Genomic DNA, 24,662 nt, shown 5'->3' with positions numbered 1-24,662 from the left:
GGAAGGTTCCTGGGGCCGCCCGGACCGGGCCACCGCTTGGTCAGTGGGTGGTCCGGTCCCGGCGGCTGTCCGCTAGGAGGCGGGAGAGAAGGACCAGATGAACGGGTAGGCGTTACCCGTCTGGACCTCAACCTTGGTCTTGGCGTCGGTGACGAAGCTGGACTGCGGGCGGTACCACGGAGCGAACCATGCCTGCTCCACGATGTACTTGTTCAGTTCCTTCGCGGCGGCCGTCTGCTCATCTGTAGAACCGACATGGATCTTGTTGATCAGCTCGTCCACCTTCGGGTCCTCGTACTTGTACGGGTTCCAGGGGGCGGTCGGAGAGATTTTCATGTTGATCAGCTGCCAGTCGGACTGCTGCTCCAGGATCATGTAGCTCACGCCATACTTCGGTGCGAGGAGGTCCGCGATGAAGTTGTTGCCGGTGTCCGTGAACTCCGCCGTGATGCCGACGTCCTTGAGCTGCTGGGTAATCAGCGCAGGGAGGGTGTTGCCCATGAGCGCCGAGGACGGCAGCTTCAGGGTCAGCCCGCTGGCGTATCCGGCCTGGGCAAGCAGTTCCTTGGCCTTCGCGGGGTTGTAAGCGTAGCGGGAGTCCAGGGACTTGTCATAAGCAGCCGACGACGGCGGGAACACCTGGGTGGTCAGCTCGCCATAGCCCTGGCCGATTGACTGCAGCATCGCCTTGGTGTCGAAGGCGTAGTTGAGTGCCTGGCGGACGCGGACGTCCTTGAGCGCGGGGTTGGCGGTGCCGGCGCGGTCAAACAGGATGAGCCCCGCCCAGTTCAGCTGGAGTGGGTTGACCTTGTAACCGGCAGCCTGGATCTCCGTAAGCGTGTTGTTGTCGGCGGTGTTGGCGGCGTTGAGCTGTCCGGACTTGATGGCGTTCAGCAGGGAGGTCTGGTCGCCGTAGACGTTGAGGACCAGGTTGTCGTAGTGCACCAGGCTCTTGTCCCAGTAATTCGGGTTGCGGTGATAGCTGTAGGACGTGCCGGTCACTGTGGCTGCGGTGTCCAGCACATAGGGGCCGGAGCCGACGGGCTTTGTGGCGATGTCCGCGTTGCCGAAGGACGCCGGGCTCTGCATGAAGGACGCGTCCTTGGACAGGTAGTTCAGGAACGCCGGGTCCGGGGCGGACAGGGTCAGTTCCAAGGTTGTTGCGTCCACGGCTTTGGCAGTCTTCAGTGCGGCCATGAACTGTGCATCCGGAGACGTTCCTGCCTTGAAGCGTTCAAGGTTTTGCTTCGCGGCGTCGGCGTTGAAGGGGGTGCCGTCGGTGAACTTGACGTCGTCACGCAGGGTGAGTGTCAGAACGGTCTTGTCCGCGTTGTACTTCCAGTCCTTGGCCAGCATCGGCACAAGCGAGCCATCCGGCTTCATCCGGATCAAGGTGTCGTACACGGCCTGGTAGAACGGCGAGAGGTTGGCGAACTCGGACTGGTTTGCAGCGAAGGTCTTGGGCGCCAACAGCGCGCCCAGGGTCAGGGTTTGGGAGGACTGGTCCTGGGGGGCAGCGGCTCCGCCACCACCACAAGCAGTGAGCCCCAGGGCAACAGCCGCAATGACTGCGGCCATTCGCTTGGATCGGAACATCTTTGGTCCCTTTCACGATCAGTGGCGTCCACCATGGACGGCCATTGGGAAAGACCGTAACATCAAAAACCTAGTGACCACTAGGTTTTTGATGAACTTTTTGAATCGTTATGAAATGTGACGATGCGCACAGCGGTTGACCAATTGATGGACTTATTAAAAATCGACGTTGTTAGGGTTGATCCATGAAAGAGACTTTGGGCGGGACCCCGCCTGAAACGGTGCGTCGAGGGCGCCGCGGCACTTATGCCAAGACGGAGGCGCGGAGGCAGGAAATCCTGAAGGCCGCTTTCGACGTCTTTTCATCCTCGGGCTACCGCTCAGGCTCGCTGAAGGACGTGGCGGACAAAGTGGGCCTGACCCAAGCCGGGCTCCTGCACCACTTCCCCAGCAAGGAAGCCTTGCTGGAGGCACTCCTGACCTTCCGCGACGACGAGTCCGCAATCTACACCGGAGCCTTGGATGCCAAGGGTTCGGACTTGCTGCATGCCATGGTGGATCTCTCCCGGCACAACACCACCATCCCAGGCCTCGTGGCCCTGTACTGCGTACTGTCCGCGGAAGCCACCGACCCCGAGCACCCGGCCCACCAGTACTTCCTTGACCGGTACGAGCGGGTACGCCACTTGCTAAGCGAGGCTTTCTCGCACATGGCGGACAACGGCACGTTACGGCCCGGCGTCGCGCCTGCCGCAGCGTCACGCCAGCTGATCGCACTCATGGACGGTTTGCAAGTCCAGTGGCTTCTCGACAACGATTCCGTGGACATGCCATCCGAAGTCGCGGCCTACTTGAACGCCGTCACGACCGAGAGCTTCTAACCCACCCAACTGGCTCGCATTTGTTGTCGTTATGAGCCCTCAAAACGACACTTACTGCGAGTTAGTTGGGTAAGGCGGGGCGACGGCGGGGCTCCGGCTAAGGCGGGCGCCTTGGGTCACAGCGCAGTCAGGCCGCCGTCCACGGTAAACAGCCCGCCGGTGGCGTACGCGGAATCGTCGCTGGCGAGGAACACCATGATGCCCTCGACGTCGGCCGCGGTTCCGGGCCGGCCGAGCATCGTGGATTCCACCAGCCCGGCACGACTCACCGGATCGTCCGCGATCGTCTGCACCAGCGGGGTCTCGGTGTAACCGGGAACAACCGTATTCACTCTTATTCCTTCGGCCGCATAGTCGGCGGCGACCACCCGCGCAAGGCCATGCACCCCGGCCTTGGAGCTTGTGTACGCGGTGAAGGTCTGCCCGCAAGCCACCACCGCCGTTGGGCTTCCGGTGCAGATGATCGAGCCCCCGCGGCCTTCCATGGCACGGACTGCGTGCTTGAGTGTGAGGAAGGCCCCGCGCTGATTGATGGACACGGTCTTCTCCCAAACCTCCAGATCCAGCTCGCCCACCCGGGCATCCTGCCCGAACAGCTGCACCCCGGCATTGGCCACCACCACGTCGAGCACTCCACCTTCCGCCACGGCGGCGTAGGCCCCAGCCACGCTTGCTTCGTCCGAAATATCCATGTGTACAGCCCGTGCCAGGGCCGATCCCGTGGCCGCCGCGGCCTTCTCCGCAGCTTCCAGGTTGATGTCGGCAAAGTACACCCGGGCGCCTTCGGCGACGAAGCGCTGGGCCACGGCCAGCCCGATGCCCGAGCCGGCACCTGTGACCAGCGCGGTCTTGCCATCTAGCCGATTACTCATAGTTATTCCTCTTTCGGTTCAGTCGACGCGGCGGACAACAGCAGTCCACGGCTCAAGTTCAAGATTGGTACTGTCGCCGCCCGGCAGCCGCATGACGACGCTCAGCGATTTGGCAGTGAGGTTGGCGGCAAACAAAACCGTCCGGCCGCCGTCGCGCACGGGATACAGCACGACGCCGGGCACCTCGCCAGCAACGTCAAGGACATCTAGGCCTCGCACAGCGGCGAGGGCGGCCAGCAGCTCGCCCGCGGGCGTGAGGCCGCCGGTTTCACGGATACCGCGCGGTCCTGTTGCCTCGAAATAGCTGACGGATTCGACGCCGGGAACGCTGAGCGCCGCGATGCTGCCCAATAGCCAGGCGGCGGTGAAACCCTCAGGCTGCAGCGGGTCGGTGGCCATGGCTTCGGCTGCCGCCTCGTCGCCTTCGGTGGCGACGGCGTTGAACCGCGCCTTCAGGGTCACCGGCCCGAGGTGCAGCGGCCGTCCCGAGCCGATCCGGAGTGCGTTGAGCGCGACGAGCCGCTGCATTGGCAGCGTTTCGAGGACGTGCGGCACCTCGGTGGCGTGCATCTGCGGGGTGATGCTGAAGGACACGGCGTCGGCGTCCGGGGGAGGCGGTCCGCGTTGCGGTTCAGCTCGGTGAAGTGCGACCGCGCGCCGGCAAGCAGTGCGCCGCCAAATCCGCGCTGCCGAGCCTGGTCCTTGAGTTCAGCCCAGAGCTCCGGCTCCGTGATGTGGCTGGAAGCGCTGAACGCCGCGAGCCGCACCACGTTGTCGAGCGGCAGGAGGTCGAGGAGTTCTCCGATGCGATCCGGCGAATCGACTGACAGGCGTACATCCAGCGGAACGTCCAGATCCATGGCCTCATCAGCGGCATGCCGGACCGAGCCCTCAGCGTCCGGCCCGGGCGCGAGCTCCAGAAGCAGCGCGTCCAAGCCGGGGATGGGCTCGGGATGGACCTCGGACGCGGCCGCGGAAGCCGAAACCGAAAGCGCCGGCACCCGGGCCGTGCCGCCGTCGAGCACTGTGAGCACGCCTTCTTGACCCGGCCGCGGAACCGGCGCCACAGGCCCGGGCGTCGCCGTCAGGAGCACCGACTGGTGGACGCGGTCGCCCGCGGAAACATCCACCGGAAACGGCTTGGAAAGCGGCGTGCTGTACGTCTTGAACGAGGCGTCCGTCCAGTTCCGCTGGTCTTCGGTTTCGAAGACGTCGCCGTGGAAGTCGAGCCTGAACCGCGTTCCGTCGCGCTCCCATTCCATGGAAGAAACGTCCAGGAAGGGTTGGTGCGGACTGATGTCCTTGGGGAAGAACGACGGCGAGCTGGCGCCGCCGGGACTGCCGATGGTCACCGCGCGGCCGGCGTCGTCGGGGCGGTGCAGCACCACGAGTCCGATCCGGTTGCTGCGGAAGGCAGCGGGAGCGACGCCGTCGAACGTCACCTTGACGCTGTCCTTCATGAGGTGAATGGCGAGCTCGCCGGTGTAGCTGGAGCCGAAACCGGCGAAGTCGATGTCGAGCAGGAGCGTGGTGGCGCCGTCGGCGTGTTGCGCCACCCGGCTGACAGTGGGCACGAGGGTGCGCCAGTCGTGGTCGCGGACCACTGCGCGAATGGCCCGGAGTACTGGTATGCCGTTAAACGTGATGTCCGAGAGTTCATCGTTGCGTAGCTCGGCCCGCCAAGCTGCTGCTTCCACCGTTTCCGATGGGGCGAACAGCCTGGAGTGGTTTTCGTCATTGATCACAGCAGGCCTTTGCAGCGAGGAGGGAAGTAAGCGCAATCGGATTCAATTGTGATGCGCACCATGCGACGAGTCAACCGGTTGACCAATATTTGGGAACTCATGCGATGCAATCCGCGTCGCGGAAGGTCACCTGAAGCAATGCCGAGAAACCCGGCGAAAGGCTTCGAAACCATTGTTGGTTCGTGCGCCGCAGCCTGCCTAACCTCGATGCACGTGGTGTACCCGAGAGGCCAGGGAGCTGCCTGCAAAGCAGCGCACGCGGGTTCGAATCCCGCCACCACGTCTCATGTGTTGTCCTGGGCGAAACCCCCAGGGGCCGAGCTATTGGGCGGCGTCGTAGCCCGCCAGCAGGCGGCGAGACGCCGTGCCCATGTGCGAGACCATGGCCTCTGTCACCAAGGCGGCGTCCCGGGACTCGAGCGCCTTGAAGATCGCGCGATGCTCGGCGAGCGCGGCGGCGGCATGGCCTTCATCGGTCAGTGCCCGGTCCACCCAGATTCGCAAGAGCGACCTGATGCTCTGCAGGAGTTCCTGCAGGACCTGATTCCCGGAAGCGGTCGCGATCTCCTTATGGAATGCGGCGTCGGCCTCGACGAAAACAGCGAGGTTGTCCAAGCCGGCCTCCATCGCGTCAAGGTTGGTTCGCATGCGCCCCAATGCCTCGTCAGTAATGCGGGCTGCAGCCAACTGAACCGCCTGGACCTCCAGCCCACTGCGGAGCTCGACGAGTTCGCGTGTGCGTGGCTCGCCCAACATGAGTCCCCAACTGAGGGTGCGGGGCAGCAGTTCGGAGACGCCGTCGCGCAGGTAGGTTCCGGACCCCGGCCGGACGATGACGATCCCGAGGATTTCCAGCGCGGCCAACGCCTCGCGAACCGCTGAACGCCCGACGCCGAGCGAAGCCGCCAATTGCCGCTCGGCCGGGAGACGGGTCCCCGCCGCGATGTCGCCGCTGGTGAAGTACGCGAGAAGCCTCTCTGCAACCTCGGACACGACGGAGCCGTGCTCCATGGGGGCAAGGGCTGCCGTCATATGGGCCGCTGCGGCGGCGGAATTCGCTGACATCTTCACAGCGTAGCAACCGGATGACCAATTTCTCCCGCACCCAAGCACCCCGCGATCGAGCGCGAGCCTGGCGCCCGCAAATTAAGATTAGTCAACCGGTTGACCAATTTGCACTCATGGGCTTATGGTTTTTATCACACGCTTAGCTCGGTCCTGAGGCATCGAAGTCCACGGATCGGCACTAAGAAAACCCGAGCCGCCTGGTCCGCAGAAGGACAACGCGCTCCGGCAACCTCTAGGAGTCAATGTGGACACCACACAATCGGTGGTCGAAAGATCGGCCATCAAAAAGGTCGCGATCCGGCTGGTGCCGTTCGTCGCCTTGATGTTCTTCATCAATTACCTAGACCGGACGGCCATCTCGTTCGCCGGCCCCAACGGCATGAACAAGGACCTTGCGCTCTCCGCAGCGCAGTTCGGCTTCGCGTCCGGAGTCTTCTTCATCGGCTACATCCTGCTCGAGGTGCCTAGCAACCTGGCCTTGCACAAGTTCGGCGCACGCCGCTGGCTGGCCCGAATCATGGTCAGCTGGGGGATTGTGTCCCTCGTGTTCACCTGGGTGGGCAACATGGACCAGCTCTACGTCCTCCGTTTCATCCTTGGTGTGGCCGAGGCCGGATTCTTCCCTGGCGCAATCCTCTTCCTGAGCCTCTGGGTCCCCGCAAAGCACCGAAGCAAGATCCTGGCGCTCTTCTACTTGGCACAGCCTCTGACCACGGTGATCGGCGCTCCGCTGGCCGGCGCGTTGATCCAGCAGCACGGCGTGTTCTTCGGCCTTGAAGGCTGGCGGTTCATGTTCTTCGGCGTCGCCATTCCGGCGATCGTCATCGGCGTCATCTCCTGGTTCTACCTGGCCGACTCCCCCGCCAAGGCCAAGTGGCTGACGTCGGAGGAAAAGACCTGGCTGACCGGTGCCCTTGCAAAGGAAAAGGCAGCAACCGCTGCCAGCAACAAGCACGTCAGCGTCCGCACAGTGTTCGGCAACGGCCGCGTTTGGATGCTCTCCCTGATCTACTTCGGCTTCATTTACGGCCTCTACGCCCTCGGATTCTTCCTGCCGACCATCATCAAGGGTTTCGAGTCCCAGTTCGGCACGAAGTTCGACGTCTTCCAGCAAGGCCTCATCACGGCTATCCCGTACTTGCCTGCCGCCGTCGCCCTGTACTTCTGGTCCAGGGACGCCACCAAGCGCGGCGTCAAGACGTGGCACATTGCGCTTCCCGCACTGACAGGCGCCGTCAGCATCCCGTTGGCGCTGTTCGCAGGATCCCCGGCCGCTACGATCGCCGTCATCACCATCACCGCCATGTCCATTTTCGCGGCTCTGCCGAACTTCTGGACGGTGCCCACGCAGTTCCTCACCGGGGCGGCGGCCGCAGCCGGAATCGCGCTGATCAACACCGTCGGCAACCTCGCAGGCTTCAGCGCCGGTTACATCACGGGCTGGCTCAAGGACTGGACCGGCAGCTATACGATGCCGCTGTTCGTGGTGGGCGGGTTCATGCTCCTGTCCTCGATCCTCATGGTTGTCCTCAGCCGCCGGGGCAAGGCCAGCGACGGCATCCCGGCCGAGGCGCTGGATCCCGCAGGCGCCAGCCAGCACGCAGAGCCCTAACCCCCGCCCGGCCCGCCCAACCGCCCCGCCATTCGGCACCACCCCAATCCTCGCTATTAGGTCCAGGAGTTCCGCATGACCCGCTTGTTCAATGAACCCGCAGCCTTCGCCGACGAGATGATCGAAGGTTTCGTCGCATCGCACGGCCGCTGGGTACGGCGCGTCTCCGGCGGCGTTGCCCGCAGCACCCGGAGCAATCCCGGCACGGTAGCACTGGTGATCGGCGGCGGCTCGGGCCACTACCCGGCTTTCGGGGGTCTCGTCGGCCAGGGCCTGGCCCACGGCGCGGCGATGGGCAACCTCTTCGCCTCGCCGTCCGCGCAGCAGGTCTACAAAGTGGCCAAGGCGTCGGACAACGGCGGCGGCGTGCTCCTGGGCTACGGCAACTACGCCGGCGATGTCCTGCATTTCACCCAGGCGCAGGAGAAGCTCCGGAAGGAGGGCATCGACTGCCGCAGCATCGCCGTGACGGACGACATCTCCTCCGCCCCCGCAAGCGAGATGCACAAGCGCCGCGGTATCGCCGGTGACCTCACCGTCTTCAAGGTCGCCGCCGCAGCCTCCGAAGCCGGCCACACCATGGACGACGTCGTGCAGATCGCCGAACGCGCCAACCACCGCACCCGCTCCTTCGGCGTCGCGTTCACCGGGTGCACACTGCCCGGCGCGGAGCAGCCGCTCTTCACCGTCCCCGAGGGCCGGATGGCGGTCGGCATGGGAATCCACGGCGAGCCCGGCATCGGCGAAACAGACATCCCGACGGCGGATGAGCTCGCCGCGCTGATGGTCGCCAAGCTCCTCGCCGAGGTTCCCGAAGGCGTCGAGATCAGTGGTGCCCGCGTCGTCCCCATCCTCAACGGCCTGGGCAGCGTGAAGTACGAGGAACTGTTCGTGGTCTACCGTCGCGTGGCACAGCTCCTCGCAGAAGCAGGGCTCGACGTCGTGGATCCCCAGGTGGGCGAGCTCGTGACCAGCTTCGACATGGCAGGCACCTCGCTGACGCTCTTCTGGCTGGACGAGGAACTCGAACATCTGTGGCTCGCGCCGGCCGACGCCCCTGCCTTCCGCCGCGGCGCGATCACGGCCCAGGCGCTGGCGTCCGACGACGGCGGTCTGGCCGCCGTCGAACTTTCCATCCCGGACGCCACGGCCGAGTCCCGCGCGGCCGCCGTCCGCGTCCTGGCCGCACTGAGCGCCGCCAAAGACGTCGTGGACGCCAACGCCGAGGAACTCGGCAGGATCGATGCGATCGCCGGCGACGGCGACCACGGCATCGGCATGGAACGCGGAGTCCGCGCTGCCGTGGAAGCCGCGGCAGACGCCGTCGTACGCGGTGCCGGTGCGGCCACCACCTTGCACTTCGCCGGGGACGCCTGGGCTGATAAGGCCGGCGGAACCTCCGGTGCGCTGTGGGGCATGGCCCTGCGGGCCGTCGGTGACGCCTTGGGGAACGTCAACGCGCCCGACGGCGGTGCCGTCGCCACCGGCGTGGCGGACGCCGCCGCGGCCATCATGAACTTCGGCAAGGCCAAGGTGGGCGACAAAACCCTGGTGGATGTCCTGGTCCCGTTCCGCGACGCGCTCGAAGCCGGCGTGCAGGACGGCCAGTCCCTGACGGACGCGTGGGGCACCGCAGTCACGGCTGCCCAACAGGCCGCCGAGGACACCGCGAACCTGCTGCCGCTCATGGGCCGCGCCCGCCCGCATGCCGAGAAGAGCCTGGGCACCCCGGACGCCGGAGCCGTCTCGATGGCACTGATCGTCAAGGCAATCCACGAGTCCCTCCTCAAGGAGATCACCCCCGAGGAAAACACCATTAAGGAGACAGCATGAGCACCAAACTGCGCCTGGTCATCGGATCGGACGACGCCGGATTCGAGTACAAGGAAGCCCTCAAGGCCGACCTCGAGGCCAGCGAACTGGTCGAATCCGTGACCGACGTGGGAGTGGACGCCATCAGCCACACCCCGTACCCCTCTGTGGCCATCGCAGCTGCCGAGCTCATCGCCGCGGGCAAGGCCGACCGTGCACTACTGGTATGCGGCACCGGCCTGGGAGTGGCCATCGCTGCCAACAAGGTCCCCGGCATCCGCGCCGTCACCGCCCACGATTCCTTCTCCGTGGAACGGGCCGTCCTGAGCAACAACGCCCAGGTCCTCACCTTCGGACAGCGCGTCGTCGGCCTGGAACTGGCCCGCCGCCTCGCCAAGGAATGGCTTACGTATACCTTCGACGAATCCTCTGCCTCCGCCGAGAAGGTCACGCTCATTAAGGACTACGAGGGTGTCACTTCCTGCTAAGCCCGCCGTTGGCGGGACGAATGGGAAGGCCATCATCGGCGTCAGCCTGAAGATGTACTTCGGCTACGAGCACACGCTCGAATACTGCCGGGAAGTGGCGTCCATCGCGGCTGCGCATCCCGCGGTCCGGAGCGGCGTGGTCGAGTTGTTCGTCCTGCCGGCTTTCCCCGTGCTGGCCGAAGCCGGCCGACTCCTGGACATGTCCGGCGTGGGCACCGGCGCGCAGGACATCTTCTGGGAAGACGAAGGCGCGTACACCGGCGAAGTCAGCGGGAAGATGGTGGCCGAGGTCGGCGGGAGCTACGTCGAAGTCGGCCACGCCGAACGCCGCAGGATCTTCAGCGAGGACCACCGGGTCATCGGGCTCAAGACCGCTGCCGCCTACCGCAACAAGCTCACTCCGGTTCTCTGCGTCGGCGAACTGAACTCAGGATCCCCGGAGGAAGCCATCACCCATTGCACCGCCGAAATCGACGCCGCCCTCAAGCGGGCGCAATCGCTCGGTCCCGCAGGGCGGACCATCGTGGCCTACGAACCGCAATGGGCCATCGGCGCGCCGGAACCCGCGACGCCCGAATACATCAGCGCCGTGGTCCGCGGCCTCGACGAGCACCTCCGCTCGTTGCCGGGACAGGCCGAGAGCAGGGTCATTTACGGCGGCAGCGCCGGCCCCGGACTGATCAGCCAGTTGGACATGTCCGTCGCTGGCTTGTTCCTGGGCCGCTTCGCGCACGACCCGGAAGCCCTCAAGACCATCCTGGACGAGGCTGCCGCACGCCTCGTTGCGTCCGCACCGGCAAGGGCCGCGAAAGGGGTAACAGTATGAGCCGCATCGGCCTCAGTAGCTACGCGTTCTTCTGGCAACTCTCGGACGCCGTCTCAGCACCGCTGAGCATCCACGACGCGCTGGCGCGCACCGCGGAACTGGGCGTGGAGCTGTTCCAGATCTGCGACTACGCTCCCCTGGAGCACATGTCCGACCAGGAACTCGCCGCGGTCCGCGCCACCGCGGACTCCCTGGGCATCACGCTGGAACTCGGCACGAAAGGCATCCGCCCGGAGCGCCTGCACAGGTTCCTGCACATCGCTGTGGCCCTGGAAGCCAAGCTGCTGCGGACCATGTTCAACGTCCCCGGCCACACTCCCGACGCGGACGAAGCCGCGGCGATCTTCACCGAGATCCTGCCCGCCTTCCAAGCGGCAGGCGTGCGGATCGCCGTCGAAACCTACGAACAGGTGCCAACCGCACGGATCCTGGACGTGATCCGCCGGATTGACAGCCCGTACCTCGGGATCTGCAGCGACCCCGCCAACACCGTCGCGGCGCTGGAGATGCCCCGCGAGGTGATCGACGCCGTCGCGCCCTACGTCCTGAACATGCACATCAAAGACTTTGCGTTCAGCCGCAAAGAGGGGTGGGTCGGGTTCACGTACTCCGGCGCACCGCTCGGCGAAGGCCTCTTGGACTACGACTACATGGCCGGCAAGATCCAGCCCTCGCAAAGAAACATCAACCAGATCGTCGAGCACTGGCTGCCCTGGCAGGACACCGAGACGGAAACCATCCGTCTCGAAAACCAGTGGACCCAACAAAGCCTCGAATTCCTAAGGAGCAAGTGAAATGTCAGCAGAACAATTGACCGTCGCCGTTGTCGGAGCCGGTGGCAAGATGGGGATGCGCGTTTCCGCCAACCTCCAGAAGAGCAACCACACCGTCACCTACAGCGAGAACTCCCCCGCCGGCCAGGACCGCGTCCGCGCCGAGGGCCGCGAGATCACCGCAACGGACGACGCCGTCAAGGGCGCCGACGTCGTGATCCTCGCCGTGCCGGACACCGTCCTGGGCATCGTGTCCGAAGGCGTCGTCCCGCAGATGAAGCCCGGCTCGATCCTCCTCACCCTGGACCCGGCCGCTGCATACGCCGGACTGCTGGCCCAGCGCGACGACGTCGTCCAGGCCGTAGCCCACCCGTGCCACCCGTCCGTGTTCCTCGAGCGCACCACCAAGGAAGAATGGGCCGATACCTTCGGCGGCCAGGGCGCCCCGCAGAACGTCGTGGCCGCGATCGACGAGGACGCCCCGGCAGCGACCCGCGACGCAGCCGAGGCGACCATCCGCACCATCTACGCCCCCGTCATCGACGTCCACTGGGTCACCGTGAAGCAGCTCGCCATCCTCGAACCCACCCTCGTGGAAACCGTGGCCTGCATGATCGGCACCCTGCTCAACGAAGCCCTCCACGAAACCGTGCACACCGCCGGCGTTCCGGAAGAAGCAGCCAAGGCCATGCTGTTCGGCCACGTGCAGATCGCCTTGACCAACGCCCTGCGCGGCTCCAACCCGTTCTCCGAGGCGTGCGAAATCGCCATCCAGTACGGCAAGGACACCATCATCAAGGACGACTGGAAGAAGATCTTCGACGACTCCGAGCTTGACGGCGTCATCGCCAAGATGCTCAAGCTCGACGCCGTCAAGCGCTAGGCACGTCATCACCACCCGCGAGATGGCACATCACGGCAATACTGCCGCGAAGTGCCGTCTCGCGGTGGCTCCCAAGCCTTTACGCCCTGCCCCGCGCCAGCCATCATGAAATGAGGCGCAGGGACTTCGCCGACCGCTACAGCACGGCCGCTCCTTGCCCGGCGGAGGCACAGCGACATGTCACCCAGGATCGAGCCCGCGGACCACGCCCCGGCAGGCACTTCTGCAGGCGCCCCGGACCGATTCCTTGCCGACTACTACGAACACGTGGCCGATGACGATGTCCGCAACTACACCGCGGACACGCTTCTGGAGCGTGCGCGGTACCACCGCTCGTTGGCGGAACGACGGGCTCCCGCGCAAGCTGTGATCGGCGTCCTGAACGAGCCCGATGCCAGCCTCGTGGCGATTGTCACCGACGACATGCCCTACCTGGTCCCCTCGGTCACGGCGGAAATCGCCAGGGACAACGCCCCCATCCGGCTCCTGGTCCACCCCACCTTCAGCGTCACCCGGGATGCAGCCACTCATCGCCTGACCGACGTCCACCGCGGACCCTTGCGGTCGGGACTGGCGTCCGGCGTCGAGCCTTCCGCCTCTGTCACCCCAATGGACCACGACGACGGCGGGCCCCTCACCGAGGCTTGGATCGCCGTCGAGATTTCCCGGCTTCCGGACGAAACGAGTGCCGAACACCTCGTCGAACGGCTGCAGAACGTCCTTGGCGATGTCCGGGCCGCCGCGGAAGATACGGCCGCCATCCACCAGGAACTTGCCGACGAGGTCCTCCGTTTGGACGGACTGTCTCAGGCCGTTCCCGCAGCGCGGGAGGTCCAGGAGTTGCTGCGTTGGCTGGACGACGGGAATTTCGTGTTCCTCGGCTACCGGGGCCGCCGGGGCCTGGGGCTGCTCAGGAATGCGGCGGCCGCTGCGTCCGAGGAAGGACCGTCCGCGGTGCCTGGCACAGCTCCCGTCCTGAGCCTCACCAAGGCCACCCTCCGCTCGACGGTCCTCCGGCCCGCCTACCTCGACGAAATCAGCCTGACTGCGGATGACGAAAGCGGCGAGCGCACCTTCGTTGGCCTTTTCGCACCCAGCTCGGCTTCGCGCTCGGCACTCCAGATCCCGGTCATCCGGGACACCGTGGATGAGGTGATGCGCACGTTCGGCTACTCGCCCACATCACATCGCGGCAAGGAGCTCCTGGCAGTGATGGAAGCCTATCCCCGCGACGAGCTCTTCCACATCGATGCCCGGCAGTTAGCCGAGCACGCGCGCCACATCCTGCGCCTCCAGGAACGGCACAGCACACGGTTGTTCCTTCGCCCGGACTCGCACCGTCGCTTCATGACGGCATTGGTCTTCCTGCCGCGCCAGCGCTACAGCACAGCCGTCCGGCTCAACATCGAACGCGAGCTTCGCGAGGCGTTCGGCTCCGAGTCAATCGAGTTCGAGCTTCGCCTGGGCGAATCCGCCATGGCCCGCGTGTTCTTCAGGGTCCTGTTGCCACACGAGGGGGCGTCCGCCGTCGTGGTGGATCCTGCGGTACTGGAGCAGCGGATCATCGCCGCCACACGATCCTGGGCCGAAGGCCTGGACGAGGCCCTGCATGCAAGGTTCCCCGCGAACGAAGCCGCCCGATTGTCCCGGCAATGGGCCACCGCCTTTCCAGCCAGCTACAAGGCCGACTACGAAGTGGAAGACGCGATTCAGGACATTGTCCGGTTCGAAAGTTTCGGTTCCTCCGAACACGACGACACCGCGGACCCGCTGTTAACGGTCTACAAGCGCCCAGGGACCGCCGTGCTTGCAGAGGATGCGCGCATTCGGCTCTACTTGACCCGTCCGCAGAGCCTGACCCAGATTCTGCCCTTCTTCCACAATCTGGGTTTGCGCGTCCTGGACCAGCGGCCGTTCCATGTTCAGCGTGCTGACGGACGGGCCTTCTTCCTCTACGACCTCGGGCTCGTGTATCCGCGCGGAGTAGATCCGGTGGAAACGGGCGATCTGCTGGCCGGTTCGTTCTGTGCCGCGATGCGGGGAGATGCGGAGTCGGACGCCTTCGATGCCTTGGTCATCCGGGAAGGAATCGACTGGCGGCGGACAGCCATCCTGCGCTCGTACGCGAAGTACCTTCGGCAGTTGGGGAGCACCAACTCGTACGGGTTCATCGCGGACACGCTCCGCGAGAATGTCCGCGCAACCCACGCTTTGCTTTCGCTTTTCGAGGCGAAGTTCGACCCGGACCGGTTCGAACCTGACCTGTTCGATCCTGAACTGCTCCAGCCGAAGCCGGCTGAGCCGTTGCCAGCCGGAAGTGACGTGTTCGACGTGGACGGCAGCAAGTACACATCCAGGACGCGGGCCACCGACGCCGCCCGCAAAGAACTGGCGGAAGCCATCGACGCCGTACCGGTCCTCGACGCCGATCGCCTGTTGCGTTCGCTGGCGAGCCTGGTGGAGGCCACACTGCGCACCAACTTCTACCTGGGCAAGCCGTACATGAGTTTCAAGCTCAACCCCTCCAACATCCCGGCCGCACCGGCACCCCGGCCGCTGTACGAAATTTGGGTCTACTCACCGCGGGTAGAAGGCGTCCACTTGCGTTTCGGCGCCATTGCCCGCGGCGGCTTGCGCTGGTCTGACCGGCGTGAAGACTTCCGCACGGAGGTCCTGGGGCTCGTGAAGGCCCAGACGGTTAAGAACGCCGTGATCGTTCCGACTGGAGCCAAGGGCGGTTTCTACCCCAAACAGCTCCCCGATCCCTCCGAAAACCGGGCGGCCTGGCTGGCCGAGGGCCAGGAAAGCTACCGGATCTTCATTCGTGGACTGCTGGACATCACGGACAACCTGGTTGCCGGACCCGACGGCGTTTCGAACGGCCGTGTGGTCCCGCCCCAGCGCGTCGTACGGCACGACGGCGACGACTACTACCTCGTCGTGGCTGCGGACAAAGGCACGGCCACGTTCTCCGACATTGCCAACGCCCTGGCCGCGGAATACGGATTCTGGCTTGGGGATGCGTTCGCGTCCGGCGGTTCGGTGGGCTATGACCACAAGCAGATGGGCATCACCGCGCGCGGCGCCTGGGAGTCAGTGCGGCAACATTTCAGCGAGCTGCTCATCGACTCCAGTACGGAGGATTTCACCGTGGTGGGCATCGGCGACATGAGCGGCGATGTGTTCGGCAACGGCATGCTGCTCTCGGACCACATCAAGCTGGTGGCGGCCTTCGATCACCGTCACATTTTCCTGGACCCCACGCCTGACCCCGCCATCTCCTTCGCCGAGCGGAAACGGCTCTTCAGGCTCCCCCGATCGTCTTGGGCCGACTACAACCCCGCGAAGCTCAGTCCCGGTGGAGGGGTGTTCTCCCGGCTGGAGAAGTCAATCAGCATCACCGAACCGGTCCGCGTCGCCTTGGGATTGGATGAGGGTACGACGGCGATGTCCCCGCCTGAGCTCCTCAGGGCGGTCCTCATGGCCCCCGTCGACCTGCTGTACAACGGCGGAATCGGCACCTACGTCAAGGCCTCCACGGAGACGCATGCCGACGTCGGAGACAAATTGAACGATCCCATCCGCGTCAACGCCGCCCAACTGCGCACCCGGATCATCGCTGAGGGTGGAAACCTCGGCATTACCCAGCGCGGCAGGATCGAGGCCGCGCTGGCCGGGATCCTCGTGAACACCGATGCCATCGACAACTCCGCCGGCGTGGACTGCTCGGATCACGAGGTGAATATCAAGATCTTCCTGGACCAAATGATCACGGCGGCCAAGATGCCTCCGAACGAAAGAACGGCCTTCCTGCACTCCCTTCAGGACGAAGTGGGGCGGCTCGTCCTGAAAACCAACGTTGACCAAAATGTCCTCCTCCTCAATGACAAGCAGTTGGTCCTGCAATGGAGCCCCAGCTTCGAACGGACCATGGACTGGCTCGACTCGGCCACGGACTTGGACCGCAAGCTTGAATGCCTGCCGACTACCGAGGAGCTCCGGGCCCGCGTCAAGACCGGGATGGGACTGACTGCGCCCGAACTAGCTGTGTTGGCGGCCTATGCCAAGATCGAGCTGGCCCGGGAACTGACCGAGGGCGGACTCGCGGACGATCCGTGGTTCTCGCAGACGTTGCGGGAGTATTTCCCCCGCCAGCTCTCGGAACGGTTCGGCGATGACCTCTCCACGCATCCCTTGCGCCGCCAAATCGTGGCTACCGTGGTTGCCAACGACATGATCAACCTCGGCGGCATAGCCTTCGCGTTCCGCGCCATGGAGGAAACCACCGTTTCGGCGGCCGCGGTGGCGCGTGGATTCGTGGTGATGCGCCATATCTGGGACTTGGATTCGGTCACTGAAGCCCTGGCCCGGGTGCCGGCGAGCATTCCCAAGGAACACGTATGCGCTGTGGCCCTGGACATGCGGCGCCTCCTTGACCGGTCCACCCGCTGGTACGTCACCCACGATTTCCGGGACAAGCCCATTGCGGACGCCTTTGCGCGGCTCGAACGGCCCATGTCCTTGGTGCGGGCCAATTTCACGAGCTTCCTGCATGGCATCAACCTGGCCCACTCGTTGAACCGCCTTGCCCACACGGATTCGGTGGGCCTGCCACACGACTTGGGCATCCGTGCCTCCGAACTCCTGGTCAGCTACGGCCTGCTGGACATTTCCGCGATCGCCGAAGAGCTGCAAGAGCCGGTCGCGGGTGTGGCTGAGGTCTACTTTGCCGTGTTCGAACGGATCTCGGCCATCCCCTTGCTGGAACACATCACCCTGTTGCCGCGGGACACGCACTGGGAAGCGTTGGCGCGTGCAGCCCTCCGGGACGATATGTACCTGGTGCTTGCCGACATGACCAAGGCGGTGGTCCGGCACACCCCCCGTTCCTCGGAGGCAACTGCCGACCCCGTTGAGCGGATCATGGATTGGGAACGCGGAAACATCGAACAACTCGCGCGTGTTCAGGACACCATCAAGGCGGCCATCAAGCCCGGTCCGGTGGACATCGCGGCCCTCTCGGTAGCCGTGAAGCTCCTTCGGGCCATGGTCCGCCGGTGACCCAGCTCCCAGAATGACAGACATCCGATGACAGTTTGCTATCTTTTTATGCAGGAATTGCCGCTCCCCCCGCGGCAGCCTGCAGAAGGAGGCCCCCCAATGAGCACAGCCACGATAGAACACAACGAGATCCATTTGTCCTTTTCATCCGTCGATGAAGTCCACGCAGGCCTTGACCGTGCTGTCGGCACGCTCATCGAAGCCGCAGCCGAAGACGGCCGTTGCGGGATCCTGGTGACCCGCCGCGAGCCCGGAAGGTACACGGTTGCCTTGGACGAGTCCGTGCCATTCGGCCAGACTCTCGAGATCGTCGCCGCTTAGCCGCAGGCTAAGTAGCCAGAAACGGCCCTTCCGCGTTCATCGGAAGGGCCGTTTCTCTTGGTTTAGACGGCGACTCTGCCGGCTACACCCGACGCAACTCCACGCCGTCGGACTTCATGAAAAGCTGCTTGGCGGCTTCGTCGGCGCCGGGTCCTGCAGGTTCGAGCCACACAACGTTGCCGCTGCCCGAGACTTCCTGCACCTCCCCCGCCGCGACCACATGTGCGTGCCTTACGACTTCGATCCGCTCCCCCACCTTCAACGTTCCCCAATTGGAAACGACGGCGGACTGTGCGATTCGCCTGGACAGGACTGTCCCGCGTGCCTTCATTGAACTTCTACCCCTTTGTGGATGTTCGTTGTTGTTTCAGTTGTAAACGGATTTCCCCGGCAGGCCCACGACATCGTCGGCGTGGACATGCCGTACCCCATAAGTTCTACTACACAGAAAGCGCCCCGGGGCACGTATTGCCAAACATTTCCGGGGCGCTTCCTAATGTTCACTCGAACGGTATTTTGTTCGGCGTCAGGCGAGAATTCCAACGGCGGATTCGGCGGCGGCGCGGACCTCGCCAGCGCCTACAAGACGGTCCGCCGCTTCCAGCTCAGGTGAGAGGAAACGGTCAGTTCCAGGACCGTCGACGACGCCGCGCAGCACCTCGATCACGGCGGAGCCAGCAGGCCCCGGAGTGAGTTCCCCACCGGACAGTTTGGTGCGGATGTCGAGGGCACGGGTGCTCGTGACGAGTTCCACGGCCAGGACGCGGCGCAGGTTCTCCACGGCCTTGCGGAGCTTGCGTGCCGCGTGCCAGCCCATGGAGACGTGGTCCTCCTGCATGGCGGAACTCGGGATGGAGTCCACCGACGCCGGAACGGCCAGGCGCTTGTTGTCCGAGACGAGGCCGGCCTGGGTGTACTGGGCGATCATGAGGCCCGAGTCCACGCCGGGATCGTCGGCAAGGAATGCCGGGAGTCCGTGCGAGCGGGCCGGGTCCAGCATGCGGTCCGTGCGGCGTTCGGCGATCGAGGACAAGTCCGCGACGGCGATGGCCAGGAAGTCCAGCACATAGGCCACCGGAGCGCCATGGAAGTTTCCATTGGAAGACACACGGCCGTCCGGGAGCACCACGGGGTTGTCGATGGCAGCTGCCAACTCGCGGGAAGCAACCAGCTCAGCGTGCGTCACGGTGTCGCGGACTGCGCCTGCCACCTGGGGTGCGCAGCGGAGCGAGTATGCGTCCTGGACCTTGGTGTCATTGACGCGGTGCGAAGCGACGATCGGCGAGTTGGAAAGCACCCTCAGCATGTTGTCTGCACTGGCGGCCTGGCCCGGGTGGGGACGCAGGGCTGCGTGCAGTTCCGGGAGGAACACCTGGTCCGTGCCGAGCAGCGCCTCGACGCTGAGCGCGGCGGTGATGTCCGCCGTCGTGAGCAGCAAGTGCAGGTCAGCGATGGCCATCAGCAGCATGCCGAGCATGCCCTCGGTGCCGTTGACCAGCGCGAGGCCTTCCTTTTCCGCAAGGACTACCGGCTCGATGCCGTGCGCGGCGAGGAGCTCGGCCACCGGCTTCTTTCCGGCGGCGCCGTAGAGCTCGCCGTCGGGGCCGGTTGCTTCGCCTTCGCCCATCAGGACGAGGGCGCAGTGGGACAGCGGAGCGAGGTCGCCGGAGCAGCCCAGGGATCCGAACTCGCGGACCACGGGGGTGATGCCTGCGTTGAGGACGTCCACCATGGTCTGCAGAACCACGGGACGAACGCCTGTACGGCCCGACGCCAAGGTCTTGGCGCGCAGGAACATGATGCCACGGACCACTTCGCGCTCCACGGCCGGGCCCATGCCGGCGGCGTGGCTGCGGATCAGCGACTTCTGCAGCTGGGTGCGGAGCTCGTTGGGGATGTGGCGGTTGGCCAGGGCACCGAAGCCCGTGGAGACGCCGTACGCCGGAACCTCGCTGTGGGCGAGGCCGTCGATGTGGGCGCGGACTTTAGCGACCGTGTCCAGGGCTTCCTGGGAGATGGTCACCTTGGCGTCGTGGCGTGCGACGGCGACGACGTCCTCCGGCGTGACTCCGCTGGAGCCGAGGATGACCGTCTGGCGGCCAAGGGATGTTGCTGGGGCCACGGGGACAGGGTTCCCTGGCCGAGCTTGCGAGGTTAGGGGGTTATTGGGGAGAACAGTCACGGTGTTCCTACTTCTCGTTCATCGGGATGCGGACGCCGCGCTCTGCTGCGACTTCGATGGCGCGTTCGTAGCCGGCGTCGGCGTGGCGGATGACGCCCATGCCGGGGTCATTGGTGAGGAGGCGTTCGAGTTTCTGGGCGGCGAGCTCGGTGCCGTCGGCCACGGAGACCTGGCCGGTGTGGATGGAGCGGCCGATGCCCACGCCGCCGCCGTGGTGGATGGAGACCCAGGTGGCGCCCGAGGACGCGGCGGTCAGGGCGTTCAGCAGCGGCCAGTCCGCGATCGCGTCGGAGCCGTCCTTCATGGCTTCGGTTTCCCGGTACGGGGAGGCCACGGATCCGGAGTCCAGGTGGTCGCGGCCGATCACGATGGGGGCCTTGACCTTGCCTTCGGCCACGAGCCGGTTGAACAGCAGGCCGGCCTTGGCGCGTTCGCCGTAGCCGAGCCAGCAGATGCGGGCCGGGAGGCCTTCGAACTCGACCCGCTCCTGCGCGGCGTCGATCCACTTGTGCAGGTGCTTGTTCTCCGGGAAGAGTTCCTTGATGGCCTTGTCGGTCACGGCGATGTCCTCCGGGTCACCCGAGAGCGCGACCCAGCGGAACGGGCCCAGGCCCTCGCAGAACAGCGGCCGGATGTAGGCCGGGACGAAGCCGGGGAACTCGAACGCCCGCCCGTAGCCGCCCTTGCGTGCCTCGTCGCGGATGGAGTTGCCGTAGTCGAAGACCTCGGCCCCGGCGTCCTGGAACTCGACCATGGCCTGCACGTGCCGGGCCATGGAGGCCTGGGCCTTCTTCGTGAACCCTTCCGGGTCCGCCTCGGCCTCGGTGTGCCACTCGGCCACGGTGATGCCCTCGGGCAGGTAGGACAGAGGATCGTGCGCGGAGGTCTGGTCGGTCACGACATCGATGGACAGTTCCCCGGCCTGGTGGCGGCGGAGCAGTTCGGGGAAGACCTCGGCGGCGTTGCCGACGTAGCCCACGGACCAGCCGCGGCGCTCTTCCTTGGCCTTGACGACCTTGGCGATCGCGGTGTCCAGGTCGGTCTCGACCTCGTCCAGGTAGCGCTTGCCGACGCGGCGGCGCAGCCGGGACTCGTCCACGTCCACGATCAGGCAGGCCCCGTCGTTCAGGGTCACGGCCAGCGGCTGGGCCCCGCCCATGCCACCGCACCCACCGGTGAGGGTCAGGGTCCCGGCCAGCGGTCCCTCGGTGCCCGTGCTGGGAGCCATGCGGCCTTCGGCCTGGAGCTTGTTCCCGACGGCGGCGAAGGTCTCGTAGGTGCCCTGCAGGATGCCCTGGGTGCCGATGTAGATCCAGGAACCGGCGGTCATCTGCCCGTACATCATCAGGCCCTCGGCCTCAAGGCGGCGGAATTCGGGCCAGGTCGCCCAGTCGCCCACGAGGTTCGAATTTGCCAGCAGCACCCGCGGCGCCCATTCGTTGGTGCGGAACACGCCCACGGGCTTGCCGGACTGGACCAGGAGGGTTTCGTCCTTCTCCATGGTCTCCAGGGTCCGGGTGATCGCATCGAACGCGGCCCAGGACCGGGCGGCGCGGCCCGTGCCGCCGTACACGACCAGGTCATCCGGACGCTCGGCGACCTCCGGATCCAGGTTGTTCATCAACATGCGCAGCGGCGCCTCGGTCTGCCAGCTCTTCGCGGTCAGCTCGGTACCGCGGGCAGCTTTGACCGGACGGGCTCCGGTAGTGAAATCGGCGGGTGCCATGGTGACTCCTTCGTCTCTGGAGGTTGCTAGGTGTAAGTCCTTCTGTATCCAGTAGAGCCCTTCCGCAACCGTCTTGGAACGGCTTTATGAAGGGTGCTGTCCGGGATTACAGACTCAACTAACGGGGGGCGGGAGGGGTGCAGCGGGAGGCTATTGCCCCGGGCGGCCGTGAATGCGGATCGACAGCTCGTCCGCCGTTTTTTGGATGCGGGCGGCCAGTGCAGGCCATTCCTCAACCGGCACCCGGTCCTCGAGGAACGTCACGGCGACTGCCGCCGTCGGCCATCCCAAATGGTCGGTGACGGCGGCGGCCACCGAGCCGAAGCCTGGCGTGACTTCGCCGTGTTCAGTGGCGTAGCCGCGCTGCCGGACCTGGTCCAGGTGCGAGGACAAGGCCGAGTACTTCATGATGGGCGATTCCATCTCATGCCGGGCCGTGAAGGCGGCGGCATTCGGATACAGGGCCCTGACCTGCGATTTCGGCAGTGCGGCCAGGATGGCGCGTCCGCTGGCGGTGAGGTGGCTGGGAAGCCGGACCCCGACGTCGGTCACCAGGGACGGACGGTTCTTGGCCCGCTCTTCCACGATGTAAAGCACATCGCGGCCATGCAGCACGGCCAAATGCGCGCTCTCACCGATCGCATCCACGAGGGCGGCAAGCATAGGGCGGCCGAGGCGCGACAAAGGCTCTTGCCGCGAGTAGGCCGAACTGAGTTCAAAGGCGCTAATGCCCAGTCCGTAGCGCTGTTCCTCGTGAAGGTGCAGGACGAAACCGTTGGCCTCCATGACGCCGAGCAAGTGATAGACGCTGGACCGGGGCAGGCCAAGCGCGGTAGCGATGTTGGACGCTGCCATCGGGCCGCGCCGGGAAGCAAGCAACTTCAGGATGCGCAGGGTGTTTTCAGCGGCAGGAACCTTGGAAGCGGCCCGGCCTTGGGTGGACGGCTGTATGGTCATGGCTCCTCTTCGAGTGCACTGTCATCCCCGGCACGCCCTGCTGCCGCAAAGGCGATAGTCAGGGTGTCCGGGATCCCGTACTTAAGCGTGCGCCCCGTAGGGCGGTTCGGAAACCAATCAGAACATTAAGCTGTCTGGAATACCAGACAATCGCAAGCCTGTTGGACTAGCTATCGGCCGCCGCCACTGCGACTACTACTTTGCCCCGTGCACCGCGGCCATGCACGTATCGGATTGCGTCGGGAGCTTCGGCGAGGGGAAAGGTCTTGTCGATGAAAGGCGTGACTTTGCCTGCCTCAATCAACCCCGTCAGGAAGCGCAAGTCTTCCTGACGTTCCACGGCCATCAGGCCACTCAGCTTTTGACCCAGGAACAGCGACAGCATGGGCGCGCGAAGGGCGCGGTCGAAGCCACCCAGCCAACGGCCACCGCCTTCCCCGCCGACGATGATGAGCCGCCCCCGCGGGGCGAGTGCCCGCCGAAGCTGCTTGAGCGGACGGTTGCCAGCGGTGTCCAGGATGAGGTCGTAGTGCGTGGTTCCATCAGTGGCATCTTCGCTGGCGTAGTCGATGACGTGGTCGGCGCCTGCCGATCGGACCACCTCCATTTTCGGCGCGCTACACACGCCACTGACCACCGCGCCGAACGCTTTCGCCAACTGGACGGCGAACAATCCCACTCCGCCCGCCGCGCCGATGATCAGGACCTTCTCCCCCGCTAGCAGCTTCCCACTGTCCCGGAGGCCTTGCAGGGCGGTTGTGGCCGAGATGGGGACGGCTGCGGCCTGCTCGAAGCTGAGCGTGGAGGGCTTCGGCGCAATCTTCTCCTCCTTCGCGCACGCGTATTCGGCAAAGGAACCTTCGCACGTTCCGAAGACCTCGTCACCCGGCCGGAACTGGGTCACCTTCGCGCCGACGGATTCCACCGTGCCCGCCACGTCCCTGCCACGGATGCGGTTCTTAGGCTTCCTTACCCCGAAGCCAAACACCCTCGTGAGGTATGGGAGACCCGTCATCAGATGCCAGACGCCGGGATCGACGCCGGCAGCGCGGACGCGTACGAGGACCTCGCTTTCGCCGGGGACCGGTTTGTCGACCTCGGCAAACTCGAGCACATCTGCGGAGCCGTAACTGTCTTGAACGATCGCTTTCATGATGCTTCTCCTTCGCTGTCCGGGTACTGGAACACGTCGTCGAGCGGCACGTTCAAGACGCGGGCGATTTGGAATGCCATTTCGAGGGAAGGCGAGTAGCGGCCCTGCTCGATGGCGATGATGGTCTGCCGGGTTACCCCGATACTGTCCGCCAGTTGCGCTTGGGTCATTTCATCGCGGGCGAAGCGGAGGGCCCGGATGGAATTGGTGACTTTGGTCGGCTTCACCACGGCTGGAAACCCCGGCGGTAGCCAATGATCCTCGCAACGGATCCGAGCACTGCGGAGAGAACGAATGCCAAGTAGATGACGTTGGCGATCCAGAAATAGTCCAACGTGGCCATGGCCATGATGAGCGCCGCCACTGCGCCAATGATCACGAACGACTGGCCGATGTACTCGCCAAAGCGATAAATCTCCTTGTCCCGCTGGTCCTTGCCTGCGTTCCTGGGAGAAGCCATCCGGATCAGGATATGAAGCACTATGGACACGCCAATCGATGCTCCGATAGTCCAGAGCATGGGCGCCACGTAGGGAACCTGGGTCAGCGGAGTGCCGGCCGCGCCGCCCAGGACGATGATGAGGTACGCCGCGTAGGAGCCCACCGCGAGCACGCCCATGATCCAGGCACTCTTTTCTTCGAATGACATTTCGACTCCCATGTAAAACAAAGTTGACATTGCAAATGTAAAGCCTGATTGACATTGAGTCAAGAGTTTTTGACGTACAGGGCAAAGCACCATGTCACCAGGGTCTGAGAACCGAGA

21 protein-coding genes and 1 tRNA gene are annotated in these 24,662 nt (G+C 65.0%); 10 read left to right on the top strand and 12 right to left on the bottom strand.

Annotated elements, in window-relative coordinates; genetic code table 11:
* Positions 1-72: 72 nt before the first annotated feature.
* Positions 73-1,596 carry an ABC transporter substrate-binding protein gene (locus ACX5I4_RS00960; RefSeq protein WP_461835004.1) on the bottom strand — a complete coding sequence of 508 codons (1,524 nt, stop codon included), beginning with the start codon at positions 1,594-1,596 and terminating at the stop codon, positions 73-75.
* 185 nt (positions 1,597-1,781) lie between these two features.
* Between ACX5I4_RS00960 and ACX5I4_RS00955 the strand changes: the two genes are divergently transcribed.
* Positions 1,782-2,417: a TetR/AcrR family transcriptional regulator gene (locus ACX5I4_RS00955; protein ID WP_461835003.1), complete on the top strand. Its 636-nt coding sequence runs from the start codon at positions 1,782-1,784 to the stop codon at positions 2,415-2,417.
* Between the two features lie 116 nt (positions 2,418-2,533).
* Here ACX5I4_RS00955 and ACX5I4_RS00950 read toward each other — a convergent pair whose 3' ends face one another.
* From ACX5I4_RS00950 to ACX5I4_RS00940, 3 genes are read right to left on the bottom strand one after another with little or no spacing between them, the layout of a single operon-like run.
* Complete coding sequence (locus tag ACX5I4_RS00950) at positions 2,534-3,289, bottom strand: SDR family NAD(P)-dependent oxidoreductase (RefSeq protein WP_461835002.1); 756 nt, start codon at positions 3,287-3,289, stop codon at positions 2,534-2,536.
* A gap of 18 nt (positions 3,290-3,307) precedes the next feature.
* Positions 3,308-3,817, bottom strand: a complete 510-nt coding sequence (locus tag ACX5I4_RS00945; RefSeq protein ID WP_461835001.1) for a hypothetical protein — start codon at positions 3,815-3,817, stop codon at positions 3,308-3,310.
* Entirely contained in the window at positions 3,748-5,034 is a 1,287-nt protein-coding gene (locus ACX5I4_RS00940) for a hypothetical protein (protein WP_461835000.1), read from the bottom strand. The genes ACX5I4_RS00945 and ACX5I4_RS00940 overlap by 70 nt, the downstream gene beginning before the upstream one ends.
* Positions 5,035-5,246: 212 nt before the next feature.
* On the opposite strand from ACX5I4_RS00940, the gene ACX5I4_RS00935 reads away from it, so the two are divergent.
* Positions 5,247-5,317, top strand: a tRNA-Cys gene (locus tag ACX5I4_RS00935).
* 38 nt (positions 5,318-5,355) lie between these two features.
* Here the strand turns inward: ACX5I4_RS00935 and ACX5I4_RS00930 are convergent.
* Positions 5,356-6,099 carry a FadR/GntR family transcriptional regulator gene (locus tag ACX5I4_RS00930; protein ID WP_390283386.1) on the bottom strand — a complete coding sequence of 248 codons (744 nt, stop codon included), beginning with the start codon at positions 6,097-6,099 and terminating at the stop codon, positions 5,356-5,358.
* Positions 6,100-6,346: 247 nt separating this feature from the next.
* Between ACX5I4_RS00930 and ACX5I4_RS00925 the strand changes: the two genes are divergently transcribed.
* The 8 genes from ACX5I4_RS00925 (at position 6,347) to ACX5I4_RS00890 (ending at position 17,878) form a co-directional block, all read left to right on the top strand.
* On the top strand, positions 6,347-7,714 hold the full coding sequence (locus tag ACX5I4_RS00925; protein ID WP_461834999.1) for an MFS transporter: 1,368 nt from the start codon (positions 6,347-6,349) through the stop codon (positions 7,712-7,714).
* A 75-nt stretch (positions 7,715-7,789) separates the two neighbouring features.
* A complete protein-coding gene (locus ACX5I4_RS00920; protein WP_461834998.1) occupies positions 7,790-9,547 on the top strand; it encodes a dihydroxyacetone kinase family protein in 1,758 nt (585 codons plus the stop codon).
* The gene (locus tag ACX5I4_RS00915) at positions 9,544-10,014 is read left to right on the top strand and encodes a ribose-5-phosphate isomerase (RefSeq protein WP_269994180.1); all 471 of its coding nucleotides are present in this window, start codon (positions 9,544-9,546) and stop codon (positions 10,012-10,014) included. Before ACX5I4_RS00920 ends, ACX5I4_RS00915 begins: the two co-directional genes overlap by 4 nt.
* Positions 9,998-10,840 carry a triose-phosphate isomerase family protein gene (locus ACX5I4_RS00910; RefSeq protein WP_461834997.1) on the top strand — a complete coding sequence of 281 codons (843 nt, stop codon included), beginning with the start codon at positions 9,998-10,000 and terminating at the stop codon, positions 10,838-10,840. The genes ACX5I4_RS00915 and ACX5I4_RS00910 overlap by 17 nt, the downstream gene beginning before the upstream one ends.
* Positions 10,837-11,634 carry a sugar phosphate isomerase/epimerase family protein gene (locus tag ACX5I4_RS00905; RefSeq protein WP_461834996.1) on the top strand — a complete coding sequence of 266 codons (798 nt, stop codon included), beginning with the start codon at positions 10,837-10,839 and terminating at the stop codon, positions 11,632-11,634. Before ACX5I4_RS00910 ends, ACX5I4_RS00905 begins: the two co-directional genes overlap by 4 nt.
* Position 11,635: 1 nt before the next feature.
* The gene (locus tag ACX5I4_RS00900) at positions 11,636-12,496 is read left to right on the top strand and encodes a phosphogluconate dehydrogenase C-terminal domain-containing protein (RefSeq protein WP_461834995.1); all 861 of its coding nucleotides are present in this window, start codon (positions 11,636-11,638) and stop codon (positions 12,494-12,496) included.
* A 177-nt stretch (positions 12,497-12,673) separates the two neighbouring features.
* Positions 12,674-17,557, top strand: coding sequence for an NAD-glutamate dehydrogenase (locus ACX5I4_RS00895; RefSeq protein ID WP_461834994.1), 4,884 nt, complete (start codon positions 12,674-12,676; stop codon positions 17,555-17,557).
* Positions 17,558-17,656: 99 nt separating this feature from the next.
* On the top strand, positions 17,657-17,878 hold the full coding sequence (locus ACX5I4_RS00890) for a hypothetical protein (RefSeq protein ID WP_461834993.1): 222 nt from the start codon (positions 17,657-17,659) through the stop codon (positions 17,876-17,878).
* An 82-nt stretch (positions 17,879-17,960) separates the two neighbouring features.
* Here ACX5I4_RS00890 and ACX5I4_RS00885 read toward each other — a convergent pair whose 3' ends face one another.
* From ACX5I4_RS00885 to ACX5I4_RS00855, 7 genes are all read right to left on the bottom strand, one after another.
* Positions 17,961-18,209, bottom strand: a complete 249-nt coding sequence (locus ACX5I4_RS00885) for a hypothetical protein (protein WP_059388455.1) — start codon at positions 18,207-18,209, stop codon at positions 17,961-17,963.
* A 195-nt stretch (positions 18,210-18,404) separates the two neighbouring features.
* Entirely contained in the window at positions 18,405-20,000 is a 1,596-nt protein-coding gene (gene hutH / locus ACX5I4_RS00880) for a histidine ammonia-lyase (protein ID WP_461834992.1), read from the bottom strand.
* Positions 20,001-20,067: 67 nt separating this feature from the next.
* On the bottom strand, positions 20,068-21,786 hold the full coding sequence (locus tag ACX5I4_RS00875) for a urocanate hydratase (protein ID WP_461834991.1): 1,719 nt from the start codon (positions 21,784-21,786) through the stop codon (positions 20,068-20,070).
* Between the two features lie 150 nt (positions 21,787-21,936).
* A complete protein-coding gene (locus ACX5I4_RS00870; protein WP_461834990.1) occupies positions 21,937-22,743 on the bottom strand; it encodes an IclR family transcriptional regulator in 807 nt (268 codons plus the stop codon).
* 166 nt (positions 22,744-22,909) lie between these two features.
* Positions 22,910-23,896, bottom strand: coding sequence for an NAD(P)-dependent alcohol dehydrogenase (locus ACX5I4_RS00865; RefSeq protein ID WP_461834989.1), 987 nt, complete (start codon positions 23,894-23,896; stop codon positions 22,910-22,912).
* Positions 23,893-24,126, bottom strand: a complete 234-nt coding sequence (locus ACX5I4_RS00860; protein ID WP_461834988.1) for a helix-turn-helix transcriptional regulator — start codon at positions 24,124-24,126, stop codon at positions 23,893-23,895. Before ACX5I4_RS00860 ends, ACX5I4_RS00865 begins: the two co-directional genes overlap by 4 nt.
* A complete protein-coding gene (locus ACX5I4_RS00855) occupies positions 24,120-24,545 on the bottom strand; it encodes a hypothetical protein (RefSeq protein WP_461834987.1) in 426 nt (141 codons plus the stop codon). Before ACX5I4_RS00855 ends, ACX5I4_RS00860 begins: the two co-directional genes overlap by 7 nt.
* Positions 24,546-24,662: the final 117 nt, after the last annotated feature.

The sequence above is a fragment of the Arthrobacter sp. MMS24-S77 genome (assembly GCF_054888235.1).
This window is presented reverse-complemented; position numbering and strand designations above follow the sequence as displayed.

Bases quoted from the DNA above. Each gene is read 5' to 3' on its own strand.
- ACX5I4_RS00945 (WP_461835001.1), bottom strand. From the start codon at position 3,817: ATGCAGCGGCTCGTCGCGCTCAACGCACTCCGGATCGGCTCGGGACGG.
- ACX5I4_RS00875 (WP_461834991.1), bottom strand. From the start codon at position 21,786: ATGGCACCCGCCGATTTCACTACCGGAGCCCGTCCGGTCAAAGCTGCC.
- ACX5I4_RS00885 (WP_059388455.1), bottom strand. From the start codon at position 18,209: ATGAAGGCACGCGGGACAGTCCTGTCCAGGCGAATCGCACAGTCCGCC.
- ACX5I4_RS00890 (WP_461834993.1), top strand. From the start codon at position 17,657: ATGAGCACAGCCACGATAGAACACAACGAGATCCATTTGTCCTTTTCA.
- ACX5I4_RS00865 (WP_461834989.1), bottom strand. From the start codon at position 23,896: ATGAAAGCGATCGTTCAAGACAGTTACGGCTCCGCAGATGTGCTCGAG.
- ACX5I4_RS00870 (WP_461834990.1), bottom strand. From the start codon at position 22,743: ATGACCATACAGCCGTCCACCCAAGGCCGGGCCGCTTCCAAGGTTCCT.
- ACX5I4_RS00955 (WP_461835003.1), top strand. From the start codon at position 1,782: ATGAAAGAGACTTTGGGCGGGACCCCGCCTGAAACGGTGCGTCGAGGG.
- ACX5I4_RS00930 (WP_390283386.1), bottom strand. From the start codon at position 6,099: ATGTCAGCGAATTCCGCCGCCGCAGCGGCCCATATGACGGCAGCCCTT.
- ACX5I4_RS00895 (WP_461834994.1), top strand. From the start codon at position 12,674: ATGTCACCCAGGATCGAGCCCGCGGACCACGCCCCGGCAGGCACTTCT.
- ACX5I4_RS00905 (WP_461834996.1), top strand. From the start codon at position 10,837: ATGAGCCGCATCGGCCTCAGTAGCTACGCGTTCTTCTGGCAACTCTCG.
- ACX5I4_RS00950 (WP_461835002.1), bottom strand. From the start codon at position 3,289: ATGAGTAATCGGCTAGATGGCAAGACCGCGCTGGTCACAGGTGCCGGC.
- ACX5I4_RS00855 (WP_461834987.1), bottom strand. From the start codon at position 24,545: ATGTCATTCGAAGAAAAGAGTGCCTGGATCATGGGCGTGCTCGCGGTG.
- ACX5I4_RS00900 (WP_461834995.1), top strand. From the start codon at position 11,636: ATGTCAGCAGAACAATTGACCGTCGCCGTTGTCGGAGCCGGTGGCAAG.
- ACX5I4_RS00915 (WP_269994180.1), top strand. From the start codon at position 9,544: ATGAGCACCAAACTGCGCCTGGTCATCGGATCGGACGACGCCGGATTC.
- ACX5I4_RS00960 (WP_461835004.1), bottom strand. From the start codon at position 1,596: ATGTTCCGATCCAAGCGAATGGCCGCAGTCATTGCGGCTGTTGCCCTG.
- ACX5I4_RS00920 (WP_461834998.1), top strand. From the start codon at position 7,790: ATGACCCGCTTGTTCAATGAACCCGCAGCCTTCGCCGACGAGATGATC.